The sequence below is a fragment of the Kitasatospora sp. NPDC089913 genome (assembly GCF_044748625.1).
Taxonomy (GTDB): Bacteria; Actinomycetota; Actinomycetes; order Streptomycetales; family Streptomycetaceae; genus Kitasatospora.
Map to the genome: position 1 here is coordinate 83,436 of NZ_JBIVGI010000018.1, position 23,303 is coordinate 106,738.

The window sequence follows — 23,303 nt, forward strand, 5'->3', positions numbered from 1 at the left end:
TGGATAATTGACTTCTTATCAGGGCGAACCACTCATTACGGTCACCCTTGGTCGATCTTGGCGAACCGCCCCGGGCCGCCGCCGGTTCAGAACGCCCGGCGCCGGGCCTGCACCACCAGGGTGACCAGCAGCAACACCAGTACCGGCGTCGCCACGGCGGCCAGCAGCGCCGGATCGGTCAGGGCCGGAGCCGAGGACACGCCCCTCGCCGCCCGGCCGACCCCGCCGTACACCCATCCGTACGCCCACTCGATCCCCGACGGGAACGGCAGCAGTTCCGCCGCCCGGGCCGGCCAGGGCTTCCCGCTCTGCCGCAGCACCAGCGCCACGACGGACTCCAGCAGTGGCGGCAGCGCGCAGAGCAGCAGTACCCCGGCGGTAGCACTGCGGGTCAGCGCGGCGGTCAGGACCCCGGTCCAGCCCGCCACGACCACCAGCAGCACGAAGGCCAGCAGCGCCGTCGGCGCCCCCTGGCCGGCCAGCAGGGCCAGCGGCGCCGCCACCGTCGGCAGCACGTCGAGCCCGCCGGGACCGGACGGGGCCAGCGCCTCCGCGACCCGGACGGACAGCGCGGCGTGGTCCGACCAGGCCGCCACCGTCACCCCGGCGGGCAGCGCGAAATGCACGGTCACCGCGTCGACCAGCAGCGTGACCAGGGCGAGCAGCGCCGCGAGGGCACCGGTCACCGCCAGCTTGGCCGTCAGCAGCCGGACCCGGCGCGGGTAGGACACCTGCGAGGCGGCCAGCCCCCGGTGCCGCACCTCGTGGCCGTACGCGAGCGCGCCCAGCACGCCGGCGCCCAGCGCCGCGAACGGCAGCGGCACCAGCGGCACCGCCGCCGTCAGCAGCCGCACCGCGGCCGCGCCGCCGAGGGTCCGGTCCCCCACCTGGCCCGCCAGCACGCCGGCGACCACGGCGTCGCAGAGCACCACGAGCCCGAGCAGCAGCCAGGTCGAACGCAGGCCGCGCACCCGGCGCAGCTCATAAGCCAGAACTCGCACGGTTCACTCGCTCCGAAGGTCGGAAGGGCCGGAGGGGCTTGAGGGGCCAGAAGGGCCAGTGGGGCCGGAAGAGGCGGTGGGGTCAGCGGTGACGGGGACGACGGGCCCGGTCGGATCCGTCCCGGCCGGGTCCGCATCCGCTGAGGCCGACCGGTCGGGCGCGGGCCGCTCGGCCCGGTCGGACTGCGAGCGGGTGACGCGGCCCAGGCGGACGGTGTCGTCGCTCAGCAGTCCGTCGGCCGCCTTCCCCGGGTGCTCGTGGGCCTCGGCCTTCGACGCGGGAACGGGGGCCACCGCCGAGCGCGCCAGGCCGGTCAGTCCCTCGCGGAAGAGCCGGTCCACCGCTACGACCGGCGAGGTCTCGTCCTCCCGCCGCCCGCCGCCGAGTCGCGCGGTCCATCCGGTCCCGCTCCCGCCGGCCCTGCCGGGTGCCCCGGTCGCCCGGGTCGCCTCGGCCACCTCGGCCGCGCGTCGGGTGACGGCCCGGGCCCCGCGGCGGGGCCCCGGCGCGGCGGACGCGGCCACGGCCGACGAGCCACCGGCCGGGGGCGCCGCGACCGGCAGGGCGAGGGTGGGTGCGGGCTCCAGGTCCCGGGCGGCGGCCGTCACCCGGGGCCGCGCCACCGGCATCGCCAGCGTCCGGTCGGCCTCTCCGGCCCGCTGTGCCTGCTCTGCCTGCCTGGCCCGCCCGGCCTGTTCGACCTGCTCGACCTGCTCGGTCGTCACCGCGTCCTCGGGCGCCGGCGCGTCCGTCGGCGCCGCCGGGGCGACCGGGGCATCTGCTTCTCGGGGCGTCCGGGGGCGGCCCGGGCCGCTCGCGACCACCCGCAGGTCCGCCCGGGGGGCCGGCCGCTCGACGACCCGGTCGGCGAGTTCGTGCAACAGGATGCCGTGGCGGTAGGCGAGTTCACCGATCTCGGTCCGGCCGACGCCGGACACCGCGAGTTCGGTCCCCCCGTCCCGCCGGACCTGCGCCCCCTGACCGGCCAGCAGATCGGCGAGCCGGGCCATCTGAGGACCCCGCACCGCGACCTCCGGGCTGAGCCGGGTGCGCCGGAAGTCCGTCACCGACTGGTCCGCCGCCATCCGTCCCCGGTCCAGGGTCACCACCCGGTCGGCCAGCTGCGAGGCCTCCTGCGGGGTGCGGGTGGTGACCAGGACCGTGCCCCCGTCCGCGGCGAAGGACCGCAGGAAGCCGTGGAACCACTCCACATTGCGCGGCGAGAGCCCTTCGGTGGGCGCGTCCAGGAGCAGCGTTCCGGGCTCGCCGAGCAGCGCGGCCGCCAGGGCGAGCCGCCGGTGCATGCCCGGTGAGTAGGTGCGCAGGCGCTGCTCGGCGACGGCCGCGAGCCTGGTCCGCTCCAGGAGTTCGTCCGCACGCCGGGCGGGCGCGCCGACCGCGGCGGCCAGCATCCTGAGGTGCCCCCGGGCCTTCCGGCCCGGGTGTCCGGCGAGGTCGGCCGCCCCGGAGGCGTCGCCCGGTCCCGAGAGGAGCACCCCGACCTCGCGCTCCGGCCGGCGCAGCCGACGGTAGGTGCGACCGTCGAAGAGGGTGACTCCCCGACCCCGTTCGAGTTCCAGCATCAGCCGCAGCGCGGTCGACTTGCCGGCCCCCTCGGGGCCCAGCAGGGCCGTCACCGCGCCCGGGCGGGCCTCGAAGGTCAGGTCCAGCAGCACCGGGGGGCCTCCTCCCCGGTGCACCTTGGTCAGTCCGGTGATCTGGATCATCGCTGGCTGCTCCCATGCCCTCGGCCGACCTGGTCCGCGGCGCGCCGGGTCGCACCCGCACGGTTCCGCGCCAGCACATTAGGGGGCCGTGGTGGAGATTCCGGGCATTGCGGGAGCGCCACGGGCCGACCGCCCGCACACCTCACCCGATCAGGGGACAATCCGATCCTGCGACCGAGACGCACCGTCCGCGGCGGGCCGGGCCGGGGCCGACGAGGAGCAACAGGGGCCCGGGTGGCGTCCGGCTGGGTGTCCGGCCCCACCGGGGACCGCGGCCGGCCCCGCGACGAGCGGGCGGCTCAGGACTCCGGACGCAGCATCGGCGGATTGAGCACACTGGCCCCGCCGGAGGTGAACAGCTGGGCCGGGCGCCCGCCCTGGCGGGTCGTGGTACCGCCGGAGGGCAGCAGGAAGCCCGGGGTCCCGGTGACCTTGCGGTGGAAGTTCCGCGGGTCCAGCACCACGCCCCACACCGCCTCGTAGACACGGCGCAGCTCGCCGACGGTGAACTCGGTCGCACAGAACGCCGTCGCCAGCGAGGAGTACTCGATCTTGGAACGGGCGCGTTCCACCCCGTCCGCCAGGATCAGCCCGTGGTCGAAGGCGAGCGGGACACCGTCGGCGCCGTCCGGCCCGAGGAGTTCGGTGACCGGGGCCCACCGGGCGCCGCTGGCGTCGCCGCCCGCGCGCGGGGTCGGCAGGTCGGGTGCGAGCACCAGGTAGGCCACGCTGACCACCCGCATCCGCGGGTCGCGCTGGGGGTGTCCGTAGGTGGCGAGCTGTTCCAGGTGGGCGCCGGCGGCACCGGGCCCGGCCGCGTCGTGCCCGGGAGCGGTGGGGGCCCGCAGGCCGGTCTCCTCGGCCAGCTCCCGCGAGGCCGCCTCGGCGAGGCCCTCGTCGGGGCGGACGAAACCGCCCGGCAGTGCCCAGTAGCCCTGGTAGGGCGGCTCGCCCCGGCGGACCAGCAGGGCACAGAGCGCGTGCTCGCGCACCGTCAGCACGACCAGGTCGACCGTGACTGCGAACGGGGGGAAGGCCGACGGGTCATAACGCGACATGGCGACGATCATAGTCGTCTCTCTGACGATAAGCACAGGCCCGCGTACGGACCGTGCTGCGACCGCCCCCGCGACCCTGTGGCCCCGGCCCTCCGCCGCGCCGGCCCGGTGCGGGCCGGGCCGGGGGCGGCAGCGGTGGGAGTGGCGACGTCAGCGGGCCACCAGCTGGAGTTCCGCGGACGCCTCCTCGACCATCGCCACGCCGATCCGGCTGACCCGTACCGAGAAGGGCTCACCTGCGACCCGCAGTCCGGTCAGCTCCAGCTCCCCGAGCGGCGCGGTGCTGGCCGGGCGGACCAGCACCCGACCACCGGGGACGTCCGGCCGCACCCCGGCGAGCGCGAACACCGCGTGCGCGGCCCCGGCGGACGAGACCGCGGCCGGCCGGCAGGCTCCCGGATGCGGGACCGGCGGGGAGCCGGGCGTCCACTGCTCCCCCGCGTACATCTCGGGCAGCCGTCCCTCGAAGTGGGCCGCCGCCGCGAGCAGCCCCTCCAGCAGCGCCCCCGCCTCGTTCTCGTGGCCGGCCTCGGCGAGCCCGGCGACCGCGAGCGCGGTCTCGTGGACGCGCACCGCCCCGCTGCGGTGGCCGAGCGGGTTGAACCGGGGGGACTTGGCGCTGAGCGTGCGCAGCCCCCAGCCGCTGTCCAGCTCCGGCGCCGCCAGCCGCTGGGCGAGCAGCCTGGTCTGCTCGCGGTCCAGCAGGGTCTCGTGGCGGCCGCCGTCGGCGGCGAGGCCGGGGTCGAACAGGTGGACCAGGGAGGCGGCCACCGCGGGCAGCGGCTGCCCGCCCGGGGCGAGCCCGGCGGCCGGGCGCCCGCCGGACAGGTCGTCCAGCCAGAACCGCTCGCGGAACCGGCCGCGCAGGGCGGCCGCCCAGCCCTGCCACTCCTCGGCGCCGGGCCGGCCGAAGGCCGCCAGCAGGTCGGCCCCGTGCAGGGCCGCCCGGTGCGCCTGGGCCTGGACCTCGGCCCTGGCCGGCACCGGGTGGGCGGCCCGCTCCTCGGCCGGGCGGCTCAGGTCGGTGACGAAGCCGTCCACCAGGCCCTCGCGCAGCGCGCCGAGCGCCCGCTCGGCGGCCGGGAGGAGTTCGGCGACCTCCGCCCGGGGCAGGCCCCACCGCCAGGCCTCGGCCAGCACGGTCACGAACAGCAGGGTGGCCTCGGTGGCGGTGCAGGTCGGCGGCAGCTCGGGACCGCCGTGCCGCAGCGCGCCGGGCAGTAGCCCGTCCGGGCGACGGCCGCCCTGGCCGGGCCCGCCCGCCCCGGCGGCGGACTGCTGCTGACGACGGGCCAGGGCGCGCAGGGTGCCGGCGGCCAGCCGGGTGCCGAGCGGCAGTGTCAGCCGGGCCGCCCAGAGCGCGTCGGCCGGGGCCAGGCCGAAGCGCCAGGGCGCGCCGGAGGCCAGGTACAGGTCGGTCGGCCGGTCCGGGTCGGCGAACAGCAGACCCCCCAGGGAGTCCAGGGAGCGCGACACCAGCAGGGCCACCCGCGGGTCGTCGCAGCGCACCTCGGGCTCGGCCCAGGGCAGCGGGACACCGGGGCCGCGACCGCCGGGCGGGCGCGGGGCGGGCACCGTGCTCTCCAGCTCGGCCCGGAGTTCGACCGACCAGCGCGCGCCCGGCTGGACGTCGAGGTCCCAGCGCAGCACACCGGCGCCGGCCAGCACGGCGTGCGGCGACGGCTGGGCACTGACCGTGGCGCTGTGCGTCGGCCCCGCCCAGCGCAGCCCCGCGGACTGGACCTGGCCGGGCAGGTCCGGGGAACGGTGGCCGGCGGCGATCTCGGCGACCGGACCGAGATCGGTGGCGAGCGCGATCTCCAGCGGCAGGCGGGCCGGACGGCCACCGGCGTTGCGCACGGTGACGGTCTCCACGCCGTCGGCGTGCCGCAGCCGCTCGACGGTGAGCGCCGGGTCCGGGTCGAGGTCGCCGGGGAGGCGGACGGCCCCCAGGAACCGGGCCTGGGCCGCCGTGGTCAGGGTGCCCTGGAGCGGGAGCGGTTCGATCCCGCCGAGCCGCAGCTCCATCCGGGCCACCACTCGGACGCCGGAGCGGTAGAAACCGTGCAGGCCGTGCCCGCGCAGCTGGCCGTCGGAGTCCGAGGCGGCCATCGCCGGCGCCTTCACACACAGCACCGCGTGGTGGACCGCGGCCGGCTGCGGGCGCGGGGGCGCGGACCTGGCCGGACCACCTGGACCGGCCGGGTGGGCCTGGTCCGGCCGGCCCGCCGGTCTCGGCGCGCCGACCACACTCTCGGCCGGTGCGGCCTGTGGCGGCCTCATCGCGGTCACCGGACTCTCCTCCCCTCGGCGGTCCGGTGGCCGGTCAGGCCGATGGGCCGCGAGCATGCTCGATCGCGTGCTGGTTCCGGACCGGCGGAACCCCCGCCGGTCTGTGCCGTGTCTGGCCGTACCCGGTGCCGGGCCGTGCCATGCGGTGCCGGGTACCCGGTCGGTACCCGTCCCGCGTCGTTGGTCCCCGGGCGTTCTCGCGCCCGGAGGCCCCCGCCTCCCCGTTGCCCGGTCGGGCCCGACGGTCCGACCGCACTCCGCCGCCGGCCCCGGAGCCGGTGCCCCGTCCTGCCCCGGCGACAGCCGGACCGAGGCCCGTTCCGCACCCCGTCCGGCGGCGCCGTCACCGGTGCCGGGTCGGGTCCCGGTCCGCCCCGTCCGGGGCGGTGACGCCCGGGCACAGGGCCCCCGGGGTCAACGCCGGACACCGGTCACAGGTCACGCCCGCCGGGCGTCCGAGGCCCGCCCGGTGCGCCGCGACCGCGCGCTGCCCGCCGGGGCCGCCGATCCGTGGTCCCGGCCCGGCCGCACGGTCCGCCGGGTGGGCGGTCGCGGGCGGCCGCCGCCGGAGGCGGCCCCGGGCCGCGGCCAGGATACGGTGCGGGGGTCGCGGCGCCGCCACCGGCAACCCCGGGCGGAGCCGACGCGACCGCTGTGACCAGCAGAGACCGAGGAGTTGTATGTCGACCGCCAGCCGGCTGCCCGGGATTGCCTTCACCGACCACGTCTTCCAGGTGCCGCTCGACCACGCCGCCCCGCAGGGCGAGCAGATCGAGGTGTACGCCCGCGAGGTGGTGGCCTCGGGCCGGACCGGGGACACCGACCTGCCCTGGCTGCTCTTCCTCCAGGGCGGACCGGGGGGCAAGGCCGGCCGGCCGCTCGGCCGGGACGGCTGGCTGGAGCGCGCGCTCGACGACCACCGGGTGCTCCTGCTCGACCAGCGCGGCACCGGGCGGTCCACGCCCGCGACCCGGCAGACGCTGGCCCGGCGGGGCGGGGCCAAGGAACAGGCCGAGTACCTGGCGCACTTCCGCGCCGACTCGATCGTGCGGGACGCCGAACTGATCCGCCGCCGGCTGCTCGGCGGGGACCGCCGCTGGAGCGTGCTCGGTCAGAGCTTCGGCGGCTTCTGCACCCTCACCTACCTCTCGATCGCTCCCGAGGGACTGGACCGGGCTTTCGTCACCGGCGGCCTGGCCGGTCTGCGCAGCTCCGCCGCCGACGTCTACCGGGCCGCGTACCCGCGGGTCGTCGGCAAGAACGAGGACCACTACGCGCGGTTCCCGCAGGACGTCGACGCGGTGCGGCGGATCGCCGGGCACCTCGCCGGGACCCCGGCCACCCTGCCCGACGGCGGGCTGCTCACCGTCGAGGCGTTCCAGGCCCTCGGGATGCTGCTCGGCACCGGCAGCGGCTCCGGCACCCTCCACTACCTGCTCGAGGAGGCCTGGGTGGAGGGTGTGGAGGGCCCCGAGCTCTCCGACACCTTCCTCGCCGGCGTCCAGGCGCAGCTGTCCTTCGCCCAGGGCCCGCTCTACGCCGTCCTGCACGAGTCGATCTACGGCCAGCGATCGGTGGACCCGGCCGGGACCGCCTGGGCGGCCGAGCGGGTGCGCGCGGAGTTCCCGGAGTTCGACGCCCGCGCCGCGCTGGAGTCGGGTGCGCCGGTGCTGTTCACCGGGGAGATGATCTACCCCTGGCTGTTCGACACCGACCCGGCGCTGCGCCCGCTGAAGGTGACCGCCGAACTGCTCGCCGCCCGCACCGACTGGCCGGACCTGTACGACCCGGCCGTGCTCGCCGCCAACGAGGTGCCGGTGTTCGCGGCGGTGTACCACGACGACATGTACGTCGACACCGCCGACTCGCTGGAGACCGCGCGAGCCGTGCGGGGGGTGCGGACCTGGATCACCAACGAGTGGGAGCACGACGGCCTCCGGGTCAGCGGGGGCAAGGTACTGGACCGGCTGATCGCGATGGCACGCGGCGAGGTGTAGCGCGCCCGCACCCCGGGCCGCCCGGCGGTTCCCCGGCCGGCCGTCGGGCCGACGGTCGGGGCGGCCGGCCGGACGGCCGGGGAACCGCCCCGGCGCCGGGCCGGTGGTGCGGCGGCGGGGGCGGCGTTCGACCGCCCAGGCCGGGCCGCCCCGGAGGTCATCGCGCACGGTGCTGCCCCCGCTGCGCTGCGCCCGTGCCCCGGCGCCCGGGGACCCCGGGCAGGACGGCCGCCGCCCCGCGCGCCGGACCGGGGACCCGTGCCCGGCAGAGCTCGCCCCGCCCGACACCGTCCGGTCCGGCCGGGCTGCCGGGCGGCTCCGCCCGGTCGGCGGTGTCGGAGGCGGGGGCGGCGGACCCCGGCGGGGTCTCGACGGGCGGCGAGCCCGCCACCGGGCGACCGCGCCGCCGTCGGCCCCGGCGGGCCTTCCCCCGCGCCGGAGCTCCCGCCGCCGCGCCCCCGGGCCCGGGCTCCGCACCGTCTCCGCCCGCCCGGTCGGGTCCGGGAGCGGAACCGGGCGCACCACCGAGGTCCGGCCCGGGGGACGACTCCGGAGCCTCCTCCGCGGCCTCGGCCTCCGCCCGCTCCCGCTCGGTGCGGCGGTGGCGCTCCTCCTCGATGCTCGCCAGCAGCACCTCCGGCGCGAACCCGCCGTTCATCGACTCGTAGAGCAACTGCGCGAGCAGGTAGCCGGGGGCCCGGCGGAGCGTGTGGCCGAGCACCACCCGCGCGGTCGCGGCGTCCCCCGCGACCCACGACACCCAGGCCAGCAGGGTGAGCGGCGGGGCGGCGAGGCGCTCGTGGGGCGCGACGCAGCGGGTGGCCAGGAAGGCCCACAGCCGCCGGGCGGCCGCGAGCTCGGCCGGCCGGGCGTACTCGGCGGCGCGGTCCCGCAGGACCCGGTCCTGCAGCGCCAGCAGCAACCGGGCCGCCCGGTCGTCGTCGAGCGAGGCCGCCCCGGCCACGAACTCGGCGACGGCCGTGTCGACCAGCCGGGCGCCCTCCCGCCGGTCGAGCGGCCGCCGCCCGCCCGGAGCGGCTCCCGGTCCGGCCCCGGCCCGGGCCAGCGCCGCCCGCGCGGACTCCGCCCCGGGCGGGCCGATCGGGGCCAGCCCGGCCAGGATCTCCTTGCGACTGCCGCGCGGCGCCAGACCGGCGACGGTCGCCGCGACCGCGACCGGGCCGGGCCCGGGCTCGCGCCGGACCGGGTGTCCCCCCGGCGCGCAGCAGCCCTCCCGGGTGCAGAGGTAGGACCACCAGCGGCCCCCCGAGACGCAGAGCGACTCCTTGACCCGCACGCCGCGGCTCTCGAAGGACTGCCGCAAGCGCTCGGCGAGCGGCCTCAGCCGCTCCGCCACCGGCGGGCCGTGCTCCCGGCCCGGCCCCCGCACGGCCGGGTCCTGGCAGAGGTAGAGGAGCACCTGGACCGGCCGCTGGTCCTGCCGCTCGGAGAGCCGGACCATGAGGGCGGCCGTCTCCTCAGCGGCGGACGGCCACTCGGCCGCGGACTCGGGGATGTCCAGCCGGATCACCCCGCCCTGGTGCAGGCCGGGCGGCTGCAGCCCGACGGCGACGATGCTGTCGTCCGGGAAGAAGCCGAGGAGGTAGGGCAGCGCCTCGGCCATGTCGGCCGGGCCCCGCATGGTGAGCGAACGGCCACCGGGGCCCTCGCCGAAGGGAAGCGCGATGTGTGCGTCGGTCATGGCCCGAAGGCTGTCCCAATTTCCCGGGACCCTCGGAAAATTCTTCGGAATCTGTGGATAAACCCGGCCTGTGAATAACTCCTCCCTCGTTCGGCGTACGGCCGCGCCACTCGCCCGAGGGAAAAATGACGGCCGTTCAGCAGAAGAACGGATGAAATACCTCCGGACTTCGCCCGCTCCTCGCCCATCGCCGTTCGCCCGCTGTCGGTCCCTCGGGGTTTCATGGACGCCATGGAGCAGCCGAAGACCCACACCACCGCCACCACCGCCGACCGGGCCGAGGTCCGGGCCCGGGCCGAGGCCGTCCTGCGCGAGCTGGCCGGCCCCGGCGCGACCCTGCGCGAGGACCAGTGGACGGCCATCGAGGCCTTGGTGGTCGACCACCGCCGGGCCCTGGTGGTGCAGCGCACCGGCTGGGGCAAGTCCGCCGTCTACTTCATCGCCACCTCCCTGCTGCGTGCCCGGGGCGCCGGACCGACGGTGATCGTCTCGCCGCTGCTCGCCCTGATGCGCAACCAGGTCGACTCGGCCGCCAGGGCCGGCATCCACGCCCGCACCATCAACTCCGCCAACACCGACGAGTGGGACGCCGTCCAGGCCGAGGTCGCCGCCGGGGCCGTCGACGTCCTGCTGGTCAGCCCCGAGCGGCTGAACAACCCCGACTTCCGCGACCACGTGCTGCCCAAGCTCGCCGCCTCCACCGGCCTGCTGGTGGTCGACGAGGCCCACTGCATCTCCGACTGGGGCCACGACTTCCGGCCCGACTACCGCCGGCTGCGCACCATGCTCGCCGAGCTCACCCCCGGAGTCCCGGTACTGGCCACCACCGCCACGGCCAACGCCCGGGTCACGGCCGACGTCGCCGAGCAGCTCGGCACCGGCGCCGGCGACGAGCACGCCCTGGTGCTGCGCGGCCCGCTCGACCGCGAAAGCCTCACCCTCGGTGTGCTGACCCTGCCCGATCCGGCGCACCGGCTGGCCTGGCTCGCCGACCACCTCGACCGGCTGCCCGGCTCCGGCATCGTCTACACCCTCACGGTCGCCGCCGCCGACGAGGTGACGGCCTTCCTGCGCGAGCGGGGCTTCGCGGTGGCCTCCTACTCGGGCCGCACCGAGGACGCCGAGCGCCGCACCGCCGAGGCCGACCTGCTGGCCAACCGGGTCAAGGCGCTGGTCGCCACCTCCGCCCTCGGCATGGGCTTCGACAAGCCCGACCTCGGCTTCGTGGTCCACCTCGGCTCGCCCAGCTCCCCGATCGCCTACTACCAGCAGGTCGGCCGGGCCGGGCGCGGCGTCGACCGGGCGGAGGTGCTGCTGCTGCCCGGCCGCGAGGACGAGGCGATCTGGCGCTACTTCGCCTCGCTGGCCTTCCCGCCCGAGGAGCAGGTCCGCCGCACCATCGACGCGCTGGCCGAGGCCGGCCGGCCGCTCTCCACCGCCGCGCTGGAGCCCCGGGTGGACCTCCGCCGCGCCCGGCTGGAGACCATGCTCAAGGTGCTCGACGTGGACGGCGCCGTCCGCCGGGTCAAGGGCGGCTGGACGGCCACCGGCCGCAGCTGGGAGTACGACAGCGCCCGCTACGCCAAGGTGGCCGCCTCCCGGGAGGCCGAGCAGCGGGCGATGCGCGAGTACGCGACCGGCGGCGGCTGCCGGATGGAGTTCCTGCGCCGCCAGCTGGACGACGAGGAGGCCGTGCCGTGCGGGCGGTGCGACAACTGCGCCGGGCCGCTGCACGGGCCCGAGGTCTCGGCCCAGGCGCTGGAGTCGGCCCGGGCCGCGCTGGGCCGCCCCGGCGTCGGTTTCGAGCCGCGGCGGCTCTGGCCCACCGGTATGGACTCCCTGGGCGTCCCGCTCAAGGGCCGCATCCCGGCCGGGGAGCAGGCCGAGTCGGGCCGGGCACTCGGCCGGCTCTCGGACATCGGCTGGGGCAACCGGCTGCGGTCCCTGCTCGCCGACCAGGCCCCGGACGGGCCGGTCCCCGGTGAGGCGGTGGACGCGCTGGTCACCGTGCTGGCCGACTGGGCGCGCGGGCCGGGCGGCTGGGCCGGCCCGGAGGCGTCCGACGGCGGCCGGCTGGACCGGCCGGTCGGTGTGGTCACCATGGCCTCCTCCTCCAGGCCCCAGCTCGTCGGCAGCCTCGGCGCCAGGATCGCCGAGATCGGGCGGATGCCGTTGCTCGGGCGGATCGAGTACGCGACCGGCCAGCCGCCGCACGGCTCGCGCAGCAACAGCGCCCAGCGGCTGAACTCGGTGGCCGGCGCGCTCACCCTGCCGCCGGAGCTGGCCGCGGCACTGGCGGCCGCCGGCGGACCGGTGCTGCTGGTGGACGACCTGGTCGACTCCGGGTGGACGGTCACCGTGGCCGCCCGGTTGCTGCGCCGGGCCGGGGCGAGCGCCGTGCTGCCGCTCGTCCTGGCGGTCCAGGGCTGACGGAGGGCGCCGACGCGGCGTTCCCGGCTCCGTACCCGTTCCACCCCGGGTCCGGTGCCGGGAGCGGAGCAGCCGGCGAGCGGGGTACGGCGGGAGGCCGGGAACAGCACGGGAACGGACCGGCGGCGGCGCCGAAAGCGGTGCGATCGACCGGACGGACCAACGGGAGACGATCACGGGAAAGGAGGAACGAAGGTGTCGGACCTGCTTCGGAGTGCGCTGCGACACGGCCGGATCGCGGCCCGGAGGCGTCCTGGCCGGTTTCGCGCGACCGTGGAATATATCCGGCAGAACGTTGACTTTCGGGCGGCGTTCATCATTTCATCATTGCCGCTCCACCCCTCCTACCCTGAGAATTGGACCGTACCCGGAGCCCAGTCCCATGGACGGTGCCTTCGGCGTACGCATGCACCCGCGCGCCCGTGGGTCGGGAAGGAGGATCGTGATCAGCGGCATCGACCGAGGTCAGTATCCCCTCGCCCGGAGTTCGTCGCCCAGACGGATGCTCGACCTGGAGACCTGGGCGGACTCGGGGATCCCGCTGCTCCGCGAGCCCCGCGACTTCGTGCTGGAGCTGCACCAGCGGCACCTGCCGCCGCCGGGCACGGTCGTGGTCGCCGTCCTGGACCCCGAGCACCGGGTGACCGCCTCGGCCTCCTTCGCCCCCTGGCCGCACGATGCGGACGGCTGGCAGCACCGCAACGCGATCCTCGCCCACCTGCGCCAGGTCACCCCGCACGACCTGCGCCTGCCCAGCCCGGCCCGGACGGCCGTGCTGCTGCGCTGCCGGGAGGGCGCGGCCGGCTGGACGGAGCAGGACGGCGCGTGGATGTGGGCCCTGCGGGACGCCGCCACCCTGCACGGGCTGCGCTGCGGAGCGTACGTGGCGCTCACCCCGGCCGGCTGGCAGATCCTCGGGGACGGACGGAGCGGCCGCAATCCGCACGCGGGTTCGTGGACGGAAGGTCCGGTCCACACGGTGACCGAACTGCCACCGCGCACCGCGCTGGAGGGTTCGCACGGGCAGCGGCCCCTGCGGCCGGCGCCCGAACGGCCGCAGCGCGGCGAACGGCCCCAGCGGTCCCGCCAGGGCGACCGCCCGTGGACGCCCGCCCGGGTCACGGCGATCGAGCCGGCCCGGCGCACCGGCACCCGCTGACCGGACGGCCACCCGTCCGCGGTCCGTGACGGCGGACGCCGGTCCGGTACGCACCGGATGCGGCGCCGCCACCGGCCGGTCGAGCGGCCCGGCACCCCTTGCCCTTCCGCACGCCTTACCGCACCGCCCTCCCGCACCGCCCTCCCGCACCGCCGTGCCGCGGCAGCCCCGGGGCGCCAGGGCCCCGGGGACTGCAGGTCCTGCGGTCCCCGGTCCCGGACATGCCGAAGCCCGGCACCCACGGGGCGCCGGGCCGGGACGGAACGGACGGGGAGGAGGGCACGGCACAGGGCCGGGCAGAGCCGCCGGCAGAGCGGTCGACCGGGCCGGAAGACCGGAGCCGCGAGGGCCTAGGGGCCCCCGCGGGTCGCGGATCCGGGCGCGGGCGTCAGGCGGGCAGAACGCGCGGTCCGGGTGCGCCGGCGACGGCGAGCGCCGTACCGGCGACCGCCGGGTCGGTGCCGCCGCAGACCACCAGCAGTTCCTCCGCGTACCGCAGTGCCTTGGCGTACGCCGATGCGGCACGTGCGGCCGAACCACCGTTGACGACCAGCACGACCACCGGTCGGCGGACCGGGCGGGTCAGCTCCGCGTCGGCGTAGAAGACGTCGCCGCCCTCGGTGAGTTGCGCCCAGTAGCGCTCCTCGCCGAAGGAGAGTTCGTGCTGCTGCCACGGGTGCGCCGCACCGACGGTCAGCACCAGGACGGCGCCGGGCTCACGGCCGGCGTCCAGCAGCAGGTCGACGGTCTCGTCGGCGCGGTCCAGCGCCGCCGCACGGCTGGCGGGGACGTGCCGCACCTCGACCGGCGCCGGTTGCGGCGCGGGTCGAGGACCGGGCTTGGGGATCGGGCTCGGCCGCGGCGACGGCCCCGGACGGTCCGCACGCGCGCTCGTCGAACGCGGCCGCGCCGCCCGCGGCGGTGCGGGGCGGGGCCCCGGCACCTGGACCGGCGCGGGGCCGGCGGCCGACGGTACGACGGGGGTCGCGCCGCCGGTGGACGGCGCGTGGAGGGCTTGTGCGTCCGACTCGCGGGGACTGGGAACGCCGGGGCCCGGGAGGCTCTCGTTGATCTCCGGCTCCTCGGGGAAGACAGGCATACCCGGATATCTATCAAATGCCGGTCGAACGCGCACGGGCGCCCCACCCATTGGGCACCTCGATCCCTACGGTCCGCGGTCGAAATATCCAGACGTAGCGTCAGAAACCGAGCGCGAGCTGCTCCCCGGCGGACTCCGCGGAGACCGTCCCGGCGGGGCCGGGCACCGTCCGGGTCCGCTTCAGATGGCGCCACTCGGGCAGCGCGTCCAGATAGGACCAGGAGAGGCGGTGGTGCTCGGTCGGGCCGAGCTCCTCCAGTGCGGCCCGGTGGACCGGGGAGGGGTAACCGGCGTTGTCGGCGAAGGCGTACTCGGGGTGCTCCTCGCCGAGTTCGGCCATCATGCCGTCGCGGTGGACCTTGGCGAGCACGGAGGCGGCGGCCACGCAGATGCACGACTGGTCGCCCTTGATCACCGTGCGCACCTGCCAGGGGCCGCCGAGGTAGTCGTGCTTGCCGTCCAGGATCACCGCGTCCGGCTCCACCGGCAGTGCCTCCAGCGCGCGCACGGCGGCCAGTCGCAGCGCGGCCGTCATCCCGAGCTCGTCGCACTCCGCGGCGGAGGCGTGACCGAGGGCGTAGGCGGTGACCCAGTCGGCGAGGACGGGTGCGAGCGCCTCACGGCGGAGCTGGGTGAGCAGCTTGGAATCGGTCAGCCCCTCGGGAGGCCGGCGCAGGCCGGTGACGGCCGCGCCCACGGTGACCGGACCGGCCCAGGCACCACGCCCGACCTCGTCGAGGCCGACCACGATCTTGGCGCCGGACCGGCGCAACGAGCGCTCGACGGAGTGCGTCGGCGGGACGATGGGCATGAGGGGGGTCCGTTCAGCTGGTCGGCCTCCAGCCTAAGCCACCCGCCCACACCCCCGCCCCGGGCCCGGGCCCGACCCCACTCCCGCCCCGGGGCCCGGCCCCCACCCCGTCCCCACCCCGTCCCGAGCCCGAGCCCGACCGAGCACCCCACCCGGGCCGCGCCGGAGACCCGCCCCCGGGCCCGGGAGCGGGCCGTCCCCTCAGCTCCGGACCGGAGGGACCCGGATCAGCGGGACGAGGACCTCGTCCACCAGCTGGTCGACGAACTCGGGCCCGACCTGGCGCCCGCAGACCTTCACCCGGTACAGCAGCATCGCCGGGACGACGTCGGCGACCAGCGGGGTGGCCGCGTCCGGCCGGACGTCGCCGCGTTCGGCGCCCCGGCGGAGGATGTCCAGGATCACGCCCTTGGTGGGCTCGATCATCCGCTGGGCGATGAAGTCCTTGAAGAGCTGGGCCTGTTCGTGGTCCAACTCGGCCATCACCGCGGTCACGGCGCCGCCCGCGCGGGAGCGGGCCACCGAGGCGAAACTCTCGACCAGGTGCCGCAGTTCCTCGCGGGCGGACCCGAGGTCCGGGGTGTCGGTGGGGCGTGGGAGAGTGGAGTCCAGGGCGTCGATGACGAGTTCCACCTTGGATGCCCACCGCCGGTACAGCGCGGCCTTTCCGGTGCGCGCGGCACCGGCGACCCCTTCCATCGTCAGCCGTGCGAACCCGCCGGAGGTGAGCTGATCGAGCGTCGCTTCGAAGATCGCCGCCTCCAGCTCCCGCCCGCGCCGCCGCGCCGGCCTGGTCAGCGCCTCGGCCACGGCCTGGACCGGACAGGGGCCCCGCGTGGGCTCGAGCGTGCGCTCCGCCTCGACCCGGGGGGCCTGCCGATCGGCCGAGCGTTCCTTCGCCTGGCGCCGCACCAATTGATCCATCATCACCAACCCTAAGGAACGCTTGCGTTCATAATCTCGCCGACGCTATCGTCCACAGTAGTGAACGATACCGTTCCTTCATAGTCCGCGGGACGCCGACGGGCCGGGCCGGACCCCAGGGTCCGCAGCATACGAAGCAGTAGCCAGCAGGGGGCATCAACTTGGCTATCTCCAACACACTCAGCAAGAACTCTCCGACGCGCAGCGGGCACGGCCCGAACAAGGGCATCACCCTCGCCGTCATCGCGGCCACGCAGCTGATGGTGGTGCTCGACGCCACCATCGTGAACATCGCGCTGCCGCAGATCCGGGACGCGCTGGAGTTCTCCACCACCAACCTCTCGTGGGTGATCAACGCCTACACGCTCACCTTCGGCGGCCTGCTGCTGCTCGGCGGACGCGCGGGCGACATCCTCGGCCGCCGCCGGGTCTTCATCGCCGGCACGCTGCTGTTCGGGCTGGCCTCGCTGCTCGGCGGCTTCGCGCAGGACGGCGGCATGCTGCTGGCCGCCCGCGCGCTCCAGGGCATCGGCGGCGCGATCTGCTCGCCGACGGCCTTCGCCCTGATCGCCACCAACTTCGACGAGGGGCCCGAACGCAACCGGGCCTTCGGCGTGTTCTCCGCGGTGGCCGGTTCGGGCGCCGCGATCGGCCTGCTGGCCGGCGGCCTGCTGACCGAGTACCTCGACTGGCGCTGGGTCTTCTTCGTCAACGTGCCGATCGCCGTCCTAATCGCGCTCGCCGCGCCGCGCTACATCGCCGAGTCCGAGCGCCACCCGGGCAAGTTCGACCTGCCGGGCGCACTCACCTCGACGCTCGGCCTGGTCAGCCTGGTGTACGGCTTCATCCGCGCCGCGTCCGACGGCTGGACGGACCCGGTGACGCTCGGCTCCTTCGCCGCCGGCGTCGTACTGGTGGCCGCGTTCGTGGTCATCGAGACCCGCACGGCGCAGCCGATCACCCCGCTGAAGCTGTTCGCGGACCGGAACCGCACCGGCGGCCTGGTGATGATGCTCTGCATCGCCGCCGCCATGTTCGGCATCTTCTTCTACATCACGCTCTTCGTGCAGGGCCCGCTGGACTACAGCCCGCTCAAGGCCGGCTTCGCCTTCATGCCGATCAGCGCCTCGATCATCGTGGCCGCCCAGCTGGCGTCCACCCTGCAGGCCAAGTACGGCCCGAAGCCGTTCATGGCGGGCGGCGCGCTGCTCGTCACCGTCGGACTCACCTGGCTGACCTTCATGAACGCGGACAGCGGCTACGTGGACGGCATCCTCGGCCCCACCGTGGTCTTCGGGTTCGGCATGGGCCTGGTCTTCGTCCCGGTCATGCTGCTCTCCGTCGCGGGCGTCTCCGGCCAGGAGACCGGCGCCGCCTCCGGCCTGCTGAACTCGATGCAGCAGATCGGCGGTTCGCTCGGCCTGTCGATCCTGACCACGGTGTTCGCGCACTACGCCACCGCCGAGGCCAAGGTCCAGCTGCCCGGTTTCATGGCTACGGCCACCCCGGAGCAGAAGGCCTGGCTGCTGGAGAAGCAGGAGTTCCCGAAGGGCACCGGCGCCGCCAACGAGGTGCTCGCGCAGGGCATCTCGCACGGCTTCGTCGTCGGTGCCGTGATGGCGGGCCTGGCCTTCGTGATCGCGGTCGTCGCCATCAAGGCGAAGGCCTCCGACCTGCCCTCGGACGCGGCCGGCGTCGCCATGCACTGACCCGGACCCCGCCTCGGCGGGCGCACCGGACGCAACACCGCAGGGGCCGGTCGGGAGCACACTCCCGACCGGCCCCGTCGCATCCCCCACCCCCGACGCGCCCCGACCCCGCCCCAGACCCCCCGCCCCGGCCCCCCGGCCCCGGCCCCCCGCGCTCAGCCCTCGAAGGCGTAGTCGCGGTTCATGCCCACCCGGTCGCAGGCGTCCTCCGCGTACGAGTAGTGCTCCGGCATCGGCCGTTCGGCCAGGATCCCGTGCGCCCGCGACTCGGCCAGACTGGTGGCGTACCAGGGCGCGTCGCCCTTCGTCCGCAGGTTGTACGCCAGCAGGCTCAGCGCACAGGTCCGGTAGTCACCGGGCAGCCGGTCCAGGGTCGGAGCGGCGTCCGCCGAGAGGTGGCGGACGTTGCGCAGATCGATCTGCCCGGTCCGCTCGAACCGGGCCACGTTGTGCTCCGCGACCATCGCGTCCGGCCCCATCAGCCCGTAGACGGCGGCGGCCGCCGCCGCGCTCAGCACCGCCGCACGCGGCAGCCAGCCCGCCGACGGGGTCAGGCCCGCCACGATCAGCAGCACGAACACCACGCCCAGCCAGAGTTCGACCGCCAGCACCCAGAGCCGGAGGGTGGTCAGGCCGGAGGCGTCCACGTAGAACCACATCCGCCCCAGCGCCGAGGCCACCACCACCAGGGTCAGCAGGCAGAGCGCGCCGAGCAGCAGCCGCACCAGCCGGCGGTCGGCCTCCGTCCCGCGCGGCGCCCAGCGCCTGGCGAGCGCGACGACCACCAGGGTCAGCACGGTGACCACCAGCAGCTGCCAGAAGCCCTGCCGGGCGTACTCGGAGCGGCTCATCCCGGTGCGCTCGAGGATCGCCTCTGCGCCGCCGAGCACCACCACCGCCTGGAGCACCACGAAGGCGCCGAACATGAGGTTCAGCGCGGCCAGCGGCAGGGCCCACTCCAGCCGGCCCCGGGCACGGCCCGGCCGGACCTCCGTGAGGTCCCAGCGCCGCGGACCCGCCGCGATGTGGGCGAAGCCCAGGGCGGTCGCCAGACCGAGCGCGAACAGGGCCGCGCGAGCCGGGACCTCACCGAGGTCCAGGCTGGGGACGAGGCTCTCCAGGACGTTCGCCATGGCCGCGTCCGCTCCGGCGAACAGGGCGCCGAAGACGGTCAGCAGCACCACCGCCACCAACACGCCCTTGAGCACCGGGACCACCTGGCTCCGCTCCGCGACACGACGGCCGCGCAGGGTCCGGCCGGCCCACACCAGGCCGGGCACGAGCTGCCAGAGCAGACCCGGCAGCGCGAGCAGGACACCGGTCCAGCGCCGTCCGCCGTGCAGTGCGAGGGAGGCGAGGGCCACCGCCGAGGCCGTGCTCAGCAGCACCGGCCAGTCGGCCTCGTACAGCGCCGGAACGGCGAGCAGGGCGAGCGCGAGCGCGCTCCACAGCACCGTCCACACCCTCGGCCGACGACCGGCGGCCCGGGCGGCGACCCCGGCACCGACCGTGACGACCGCGGCGCAGAGCAGCAGATTGACGCCCAGTCCGTCGATCAGCAGCCAGGAGCTGAGCAGACCGGCGAGCACCGCCGCCAGCACCGTCCGGCCGGTGGCCGGGGCCTTCCGCTCCGGGTCGCTGGGCCGCAGCCACTGGAACGGCTGCGGCGCGGGGGTGCCGGGCGCCCGGTACGGACCGGCACCGGGAGCAGCACCGGGGCCGTAACCACCGGCGCCGTAACCACCGGGCCCGTAACCGCCCGGCCCGTGACCGCCGGCAGGACCGAAGGCCCCGGCAGGACCGGCCATCGGCGCACCGGCACCGCCTCCGGCCCCCGCCCCCTCCCCGGCGCCAGTACCGCCGGCACCGGGCCGGGGCGGCACTCCGTCCGCGGCGGGCATGCTGAATCCGGACATGGGATCCCCCTCAATGGTCGGGTGGGAACGCGGAATCCACCCTCCGGGCGGTCCGCCGACGAGCACGCGGAACCACACCGGCGGGAACACCGGGCACCACGGCCGAAGCCGACTGTAGACCATTCTGAACAGGTTCAAAAACACCGGGCCGGGCTCTGTCACACCCCTGTGACAGAGCCCGGCCCGAAGCCGGGGAGGTACCGGGAGGAGCCGCGGACGAAGCGCGCCGGCGTCAGTACGTCCCGTAGAGCGAGTAGCGGAAGGAGTCCTTCACCGCGGGCCCGAAGTCCGCCGGCCAGGTCCCGAACGGCACCACCGTGTTGCTGTACGCCCCCTGCCCGGCGGTGCCGGTCGAGTAGTTCATGTTGTTCACCGTGGTGCTGGTGCCGTTGGTGTTGTAGACGAACCAGTACGAGGTGTTGGCGCTCAGGGTGAGGTTCACCGGCAGCGAGTTCCACGCGTTGGCGGTCAGCGTGCCCGAGGCCGTGGCGGCCACCAGCGTGCCCGGCGAGCCCCCCGCGTCGGTGTAGACGGCCAACTGGTACCGGTTGTTGGGCGCCGCGGCGATCGGCCCGACGTGCACGCTCAGCGCGGTGAGCGCCGCCGGATCGGCCCCGGTGGTCACCCGGCTGCCGTTCAGGTGGTTGGAGTCGGTGTCGTCGACCAGCGACCCCACGGCCGTGTTCCCGATCGTCCGGGGCTCCGCTCCCCCGGTGGTGAAGGAGAACGTGTACGGGGCGGCCAGGGCGTTCCCGGACCGGTCCCGGACGCCCTGGACGGTCGCGGTGTACCCGGTCGTGAGCGCCAGCGGGGCGGCCGGCGTGAACACCACCCCGTTCGCCGCCGCGTCATGGGCCACCGACCCCGCGACCGCCGCCCCGCCGGCCGTGGTCCGCAGGGTGACGGACCCGCCGCCGACGCTCGCCGGGTCCAGCGGCTCGTTGAAGGAGAACCGCACCGCCGTGCCCGGGGCCACCCCGGCTGCGGCGCCGGCCGGGTTGGTGCCGATCACCGTGGGCGCGGTGGTGTCCTGCCCGTAGCTCGCGCTGTACGAGCCGACCGCGCCGTCGAAGAACGCGTAGGCGATGCCCTTGACCGTCTCGACCCGGTACGGCACCGGGTGGCCGCCCGAGGTGATCCCGGTCAGCGTCCCGGCGGCCGCGTCGACCGGCAGCATGGCGCGCAGTCCGTTGGCCCCGCCGGTGATGCCGAAGGTCAGCGTGCTCCCGTTCCAGGCCAGCCCGGTGAAGGCCGAGGCGTTGCGCCCGTCCAGCCAGGTGAGCATCTGCCGGCCGGAGACCACCGGGGCGCCGTGCGCCTTGGCGGCGGCGACGACCGCGTCCGAGGCCGCGGAGGCGGCGAAGTCGGTGTGGATGTTGGCGGTCAGCGCCGCGTAGTAGCCCTTGGCCCCGTACGCGGCGTCGAGCAGGGTGTCGACGGTGCCGGGGTACGACTGGCCGGACTCGTCGGTGAGCTGGGTGGTGGCCTGGTACTCGTCGATCACGCTGCCGTCGGTGTCGGCGAAGCGCATGATCTGCGCCGTGCCGTTGAAGTAGCCGGGCCGGTCCTGGGTGAAGTTCGACGGGTAGAAGTAGTAGTCGGTGTCCAGCCGGATCCCGTTGGCGAGCTTGGTCCTCGCCTGGGTGGCCCAGTCGTCCCACTCCACGCAGTGGGTGCGGCTGCTCGACGGGTTCGGCAGGTTCGGGTACTTGGCCCGCCAGGCCGCCAGCTGGTCCCGGTAGTAGCCCTGCAGGACGGAGGTGCTGCCCCAGGGGCGGCAGTTGGTGCTGACGTGCACGCCGACCTCGAAGCCCTGGTCGCTGTACGCCTTCGCCTGGGCCGGGGTGAGCGGGTCGTCCGTGTAGATGTAGGAGGAACCGCGGACGCACTCCCAGTCGGCGACCGAGCAGCCGGGCGGGCTCTGCGCGATGTAGCCGTCCCAGCGGCCGGCCGTGCCGCCCACGCCGTGGTCGTCCCCGGTCATCACCACCACGGCCTTGACGTCGCGCGGGAAGTACCAGAAGCGCGGCAGCGGCCGGTCGGTGGAGGCGAGCTGGGTGAGCAGGTTGGCGAGCAGCCGCTGCTGCTCGTCGGCGATCGGGATCAGCGCCTTGTCCAGGTCGTTCCAGTCGGGCTGGCCGCCGGTGCCGAAGAACATCTCGCTGGCCTCGTAGCCGTCGACGCCGTCGCGCTGCTGGCCGGCCCAGGCGGCGTTGCCCTGCCGGGTCTGCACCACCGACTTCGCGAGGTCGTAGCTGAACGCGGCGGCGCGGCCGCTGCCGGCCGTGCGCAGGCTGACCGCCGGGTTGGCGGTCGCGGTCGCGGAGTCGCTGTACAGCGTGGCGACGGCGGTGGCGCCGTTCAGCGTGTAGAGGTCCGCGGGGCCGTGGTAGCCCATGGTGTCACCGGTGATCCCGGCGCCGGGCGCGGCACCGGTGTTCACCTTGAGGTAGGCGTCGGCGCGGGTGCCGGTGGCCGGGGTGAGCCCGAACAGCGGCGCGAGCTGCCGGTCCGGGCGCATCGCGACCAGTTCGCCGCCACCGTTGGTCCAGTTGGTGAACAGCGCGGCCTGGGCGGCGGTGAGCGGCATCTCACCGAGCAGCACCACGTCGGCGGAGGCGAGCACCGACGCGGTCACGGCCGAGACGTCCACCTGGCGGTAGGCGTTCAGGCCCTCGGCCTTGAGGATCTCGGCCAGGTACCGGGTGTACGGATTGGCCTGGCTGGTGACCAGCAGGATCGGGCCCTCGGCGCCCGGGCCCGCGCTCGGCGGCGGGGGCGGCGGGGCCGCCTCGGTGGTGTAGGTGGCGTAGATCGAGAAGCTCAGCCCGCTGCTGGTGACCGCGCCCGCGGTGGCCGGCCAGTTGCCGAACGCCAGGCCGCCGTTGCCGTACACGCTGGTGCCGCCCGGGCTGTAGCGCAGGTTGTTGACCGCCGGACCGGAGCCGTTGGTGTTGTAGGCCAGCCAGTACGGCGTGTTGGCGGTCAGGCTCGCCGTCAGCGGGACGGTGTTCCAGCCCGGTCCGGTGAGGGTGGCGGTCGCGCTGCTCGCCAGCAGGGCGCCCGGGCTGCCGCCGTTGTCCTGATAGATCGCGGTCTGGAAGCGGTTGTTGGGCGCGGCGTCCACGCCGTCCACGTACACCGAGACGCTGCTGACCGTTCCGCCGGCCGAACCGGTCACGTACCGCGAGGCGTTGAGGTAGTTGGAGTCGGCCGTGTCGGTGGCGGTGCCGACCGCCGTACTGCCGAGCGTCGCCGTGACGGCCTCCGCCGGGGGCGCGCCCGGCCCGGCCACCACCGCCGCCGCCGTGGTCAGGGCGGCCAGCAGGACTCCGGCCCGGCGCCACCACCGCCCTCCTACGCGCCCGGCGCTCCGACCGCCACCGTGTCTGTCCGTGCGCCCGCCCAGGCGTGTGCCCGTGTCTGCCATGACCGCCCCCCTGTGTCATCTCGGCCGACCAGCCCCTAACGGTGTAC

Annotated in this window: 14 protein-coding genes; 4 read left to right on the forward strand and 10 right to left on the reverse strand. The window is 75.6% G+C overall.

The features are described 5' to 3' along the window. Positions 1-86: 86 nt before the first annotated feature. From ACIPYS_RS25705 to ACIPYS_RS25720, 4 genes are all read right to left on the reverse strand, one after another. Positions 87-1,001, reverse strand: a complete 915-nt coding sequence (locus ACIPYS_RS25705) for a hypothetical protein (RefSeq protein ID WP_159424883.1) — start codon at positions 999-1,001, stop codon at positions 87-89. Positions 1,002-1,004: 3 nt separating this feature from the next. Then, positions 1,005-2,729 carry an ATP-binding cassette domain-containing protein gene (locus ACIPYS_RS25710; RefSeq protein WP_400749974.1) on the reverse strand — a complete coding sequence of 575 codons (1,725 nt, stop codon included), beginning with the start codon at positions 2,727-2,729 and terminating at the stop codon, positions 1,005-1,007. A gap of 299 nt (positions 2,730-3,028) precedes the next feature. Further along, entirely contained in the window at positions 3,029-3,787 is a 759-nt protein-coding gene (locus ACIPYS_RS25715) for an NUDIX domain-containing protein (RefSeq protein WP_093864863.1), read from the reverse strand. A 150-nt stretch (positions 3,788-3,937) separates the two neighbouring features. After that, on the reverse strand, positions 3,938-6,070 hold the full coding sequence (locus tag ACIPYS_RS25720) for a glycogen debranching N-terminal domain-containing protein (protein ID WP_093864864.1): 2,133 nt from the start codon (positions 6,068-6,070) through the stop codon (positions 3,938-3,940). A gap of 689 nt (positions 6,071-6,759) precedes the next feature. On the opposite strand from ACIPYS_RS25720, the gene ACIPYS_RS25725 reads away from it, so the two are divergent. After that, complete coding sequence (locus ACIPYS_RS25725; protein WP_400749977.1) at positions 6,760-8,076, forward strand: alpha/beta fold hydrolase; 1,317 nt, start codon at positions 6,760-6,762, stop codon at positions 8,074-8,076. 157 nt (positions 8,077-8,233) lie between these two features. Here the strand turns inward: ACIPYS_RS25725 and ACIPYS_RS25730 are convergent, their stop codons facing one another. Further along, on the reverse strand, positions 8,234-9,778 hold the full coding sequence (locus tag ACIPYS_RS25730; protein ID WP_400749980.1) for a DUF4192 domain-containing protein: 1,545 nt from the start codon (positions 9,776-9,778) through the stop codon (positions 8,234-8,236). A gap of 222 nt (positions 9,779-10,000) precedes the next feature. Between ACIPYS_RS25730 and ACIPYS_RS25735 the strand changes: the two genes are divergently transcribed. Both ACIPYS_RS25735 and ACIPYS_RS25740 read left to right on the forward strand, forming a co-directional pair. Next, positions 10,001-12,208 carry a RecQ family ATP-dependent DNA helicase gene (locus ACIPYS_RS25735; protein WP_400749983.1) on the forward strand — a complete coding sequence of 736 codons (2,208 nt, stop codon included), beginning with the start codon at positions 10,001-10,003 and terminating at the stop codon, positions 12,206-12,208. 502 nt (positions 12,209-12,710) lie between these two features. After that, positions 12,711-13,367 (forward strand): hypothetical protein, encoded by a 657-nt coding sequence (locus ACIPYS_RS25740; RefSeq protein ID WP_400750105.1) that lies wholly within the window; start codon positions 12,711-12,713, stop codon positions 13,365-13,367. A gap of 388 nt (positions 13,368-13,755) precedes the next feature. On the opposite strand, the gene ACIPYS_RS25745 is transcribed toward ACIPYS_RS25740, so the two are convergent. From ACIPYS_RS25745 to ACIPYS_RS25755, 3 genes are all read right to left on the reverse strand, one after another. Next, entirely contained in the window at positions 13,756-14,166 is a 411-nt protein-coding gene (locus ACIPYS_RS25745) for a hypothetical protein (RefSeq protein ID WP_400749986.1), read from the reverse strand. Positions 14,167-14,566: 400 nt separating this feature from the next. Next, on the reverse strand, positions 14,567-15,277 hold the full coding sequence (locus tag ACIPYS_RS25750) for a ribonuclease HII (RefSeq protein WP_400749989.1): 711 nt from the start codon (positions 15,275-15,277) through the stop codon (positions 14,567-14,569). Between the two features lie 201 nt (positions 15,278-15,478). Continuing rightward, positions 15,479-16,204 (reverse strand): TetR/AcrR family transcriptional regulator, encoded by a 726-nt coding sequence (locus ACIPYS_RS25755; protein ID WP_400749992.1) that lies wholly within the window; start codon positions 16,202-16,204, stop codon positions 15,479-15,481. Between the two features lie 158 nt (positions 16,205-16,362). Between ACIPYS_RS25755 and ACIPYS_RS25760 the strand changes: the two genes are divergently transcribed. Beyond that, on the forward strand, positions 16,363-17,910 hold the full coding sequence (locus tag ACIPYS_RS25760) for an MFS transporter (protein WP_400749995.1): 1,548 nt from the start codon (positions 16,363-16,365) through the stop codon (positions 17,908-17,910). Positions 17,911-18,065: 155 nt separating this feature from the next. On the opposite strand, the gene ACIPYS_RS25765 is transcribed toward ACIPYS_RS25760, so the two are convergent. Beyond that, positions 18,066-19,826, reverse strand: a complete 1,761-nt coding sequence (locus ACIPYS_RS25765) for a DUF4153 domain-containing protein (RefSeq protein WP_400749998.1) — start codon at positions 19,824-19,826, stop codon at positions 18,066-18,068. Between the two features lie 232 nt (positions 19,827-20,058). Beyond that, positions 20,059-23,256 (reverse strand): Ig-like domain-containing protein, encoded by a 3,198-nt coding sequence (locus ACIPYS_RS25770; protein WP_400750001.1) that lies wholly within the window; start codon positions 23,254-23,256, stop codon positions 20,059-20,061. Between the last annotated feature and the right edge of the window lie 47 nt (positions 23,257-23,303).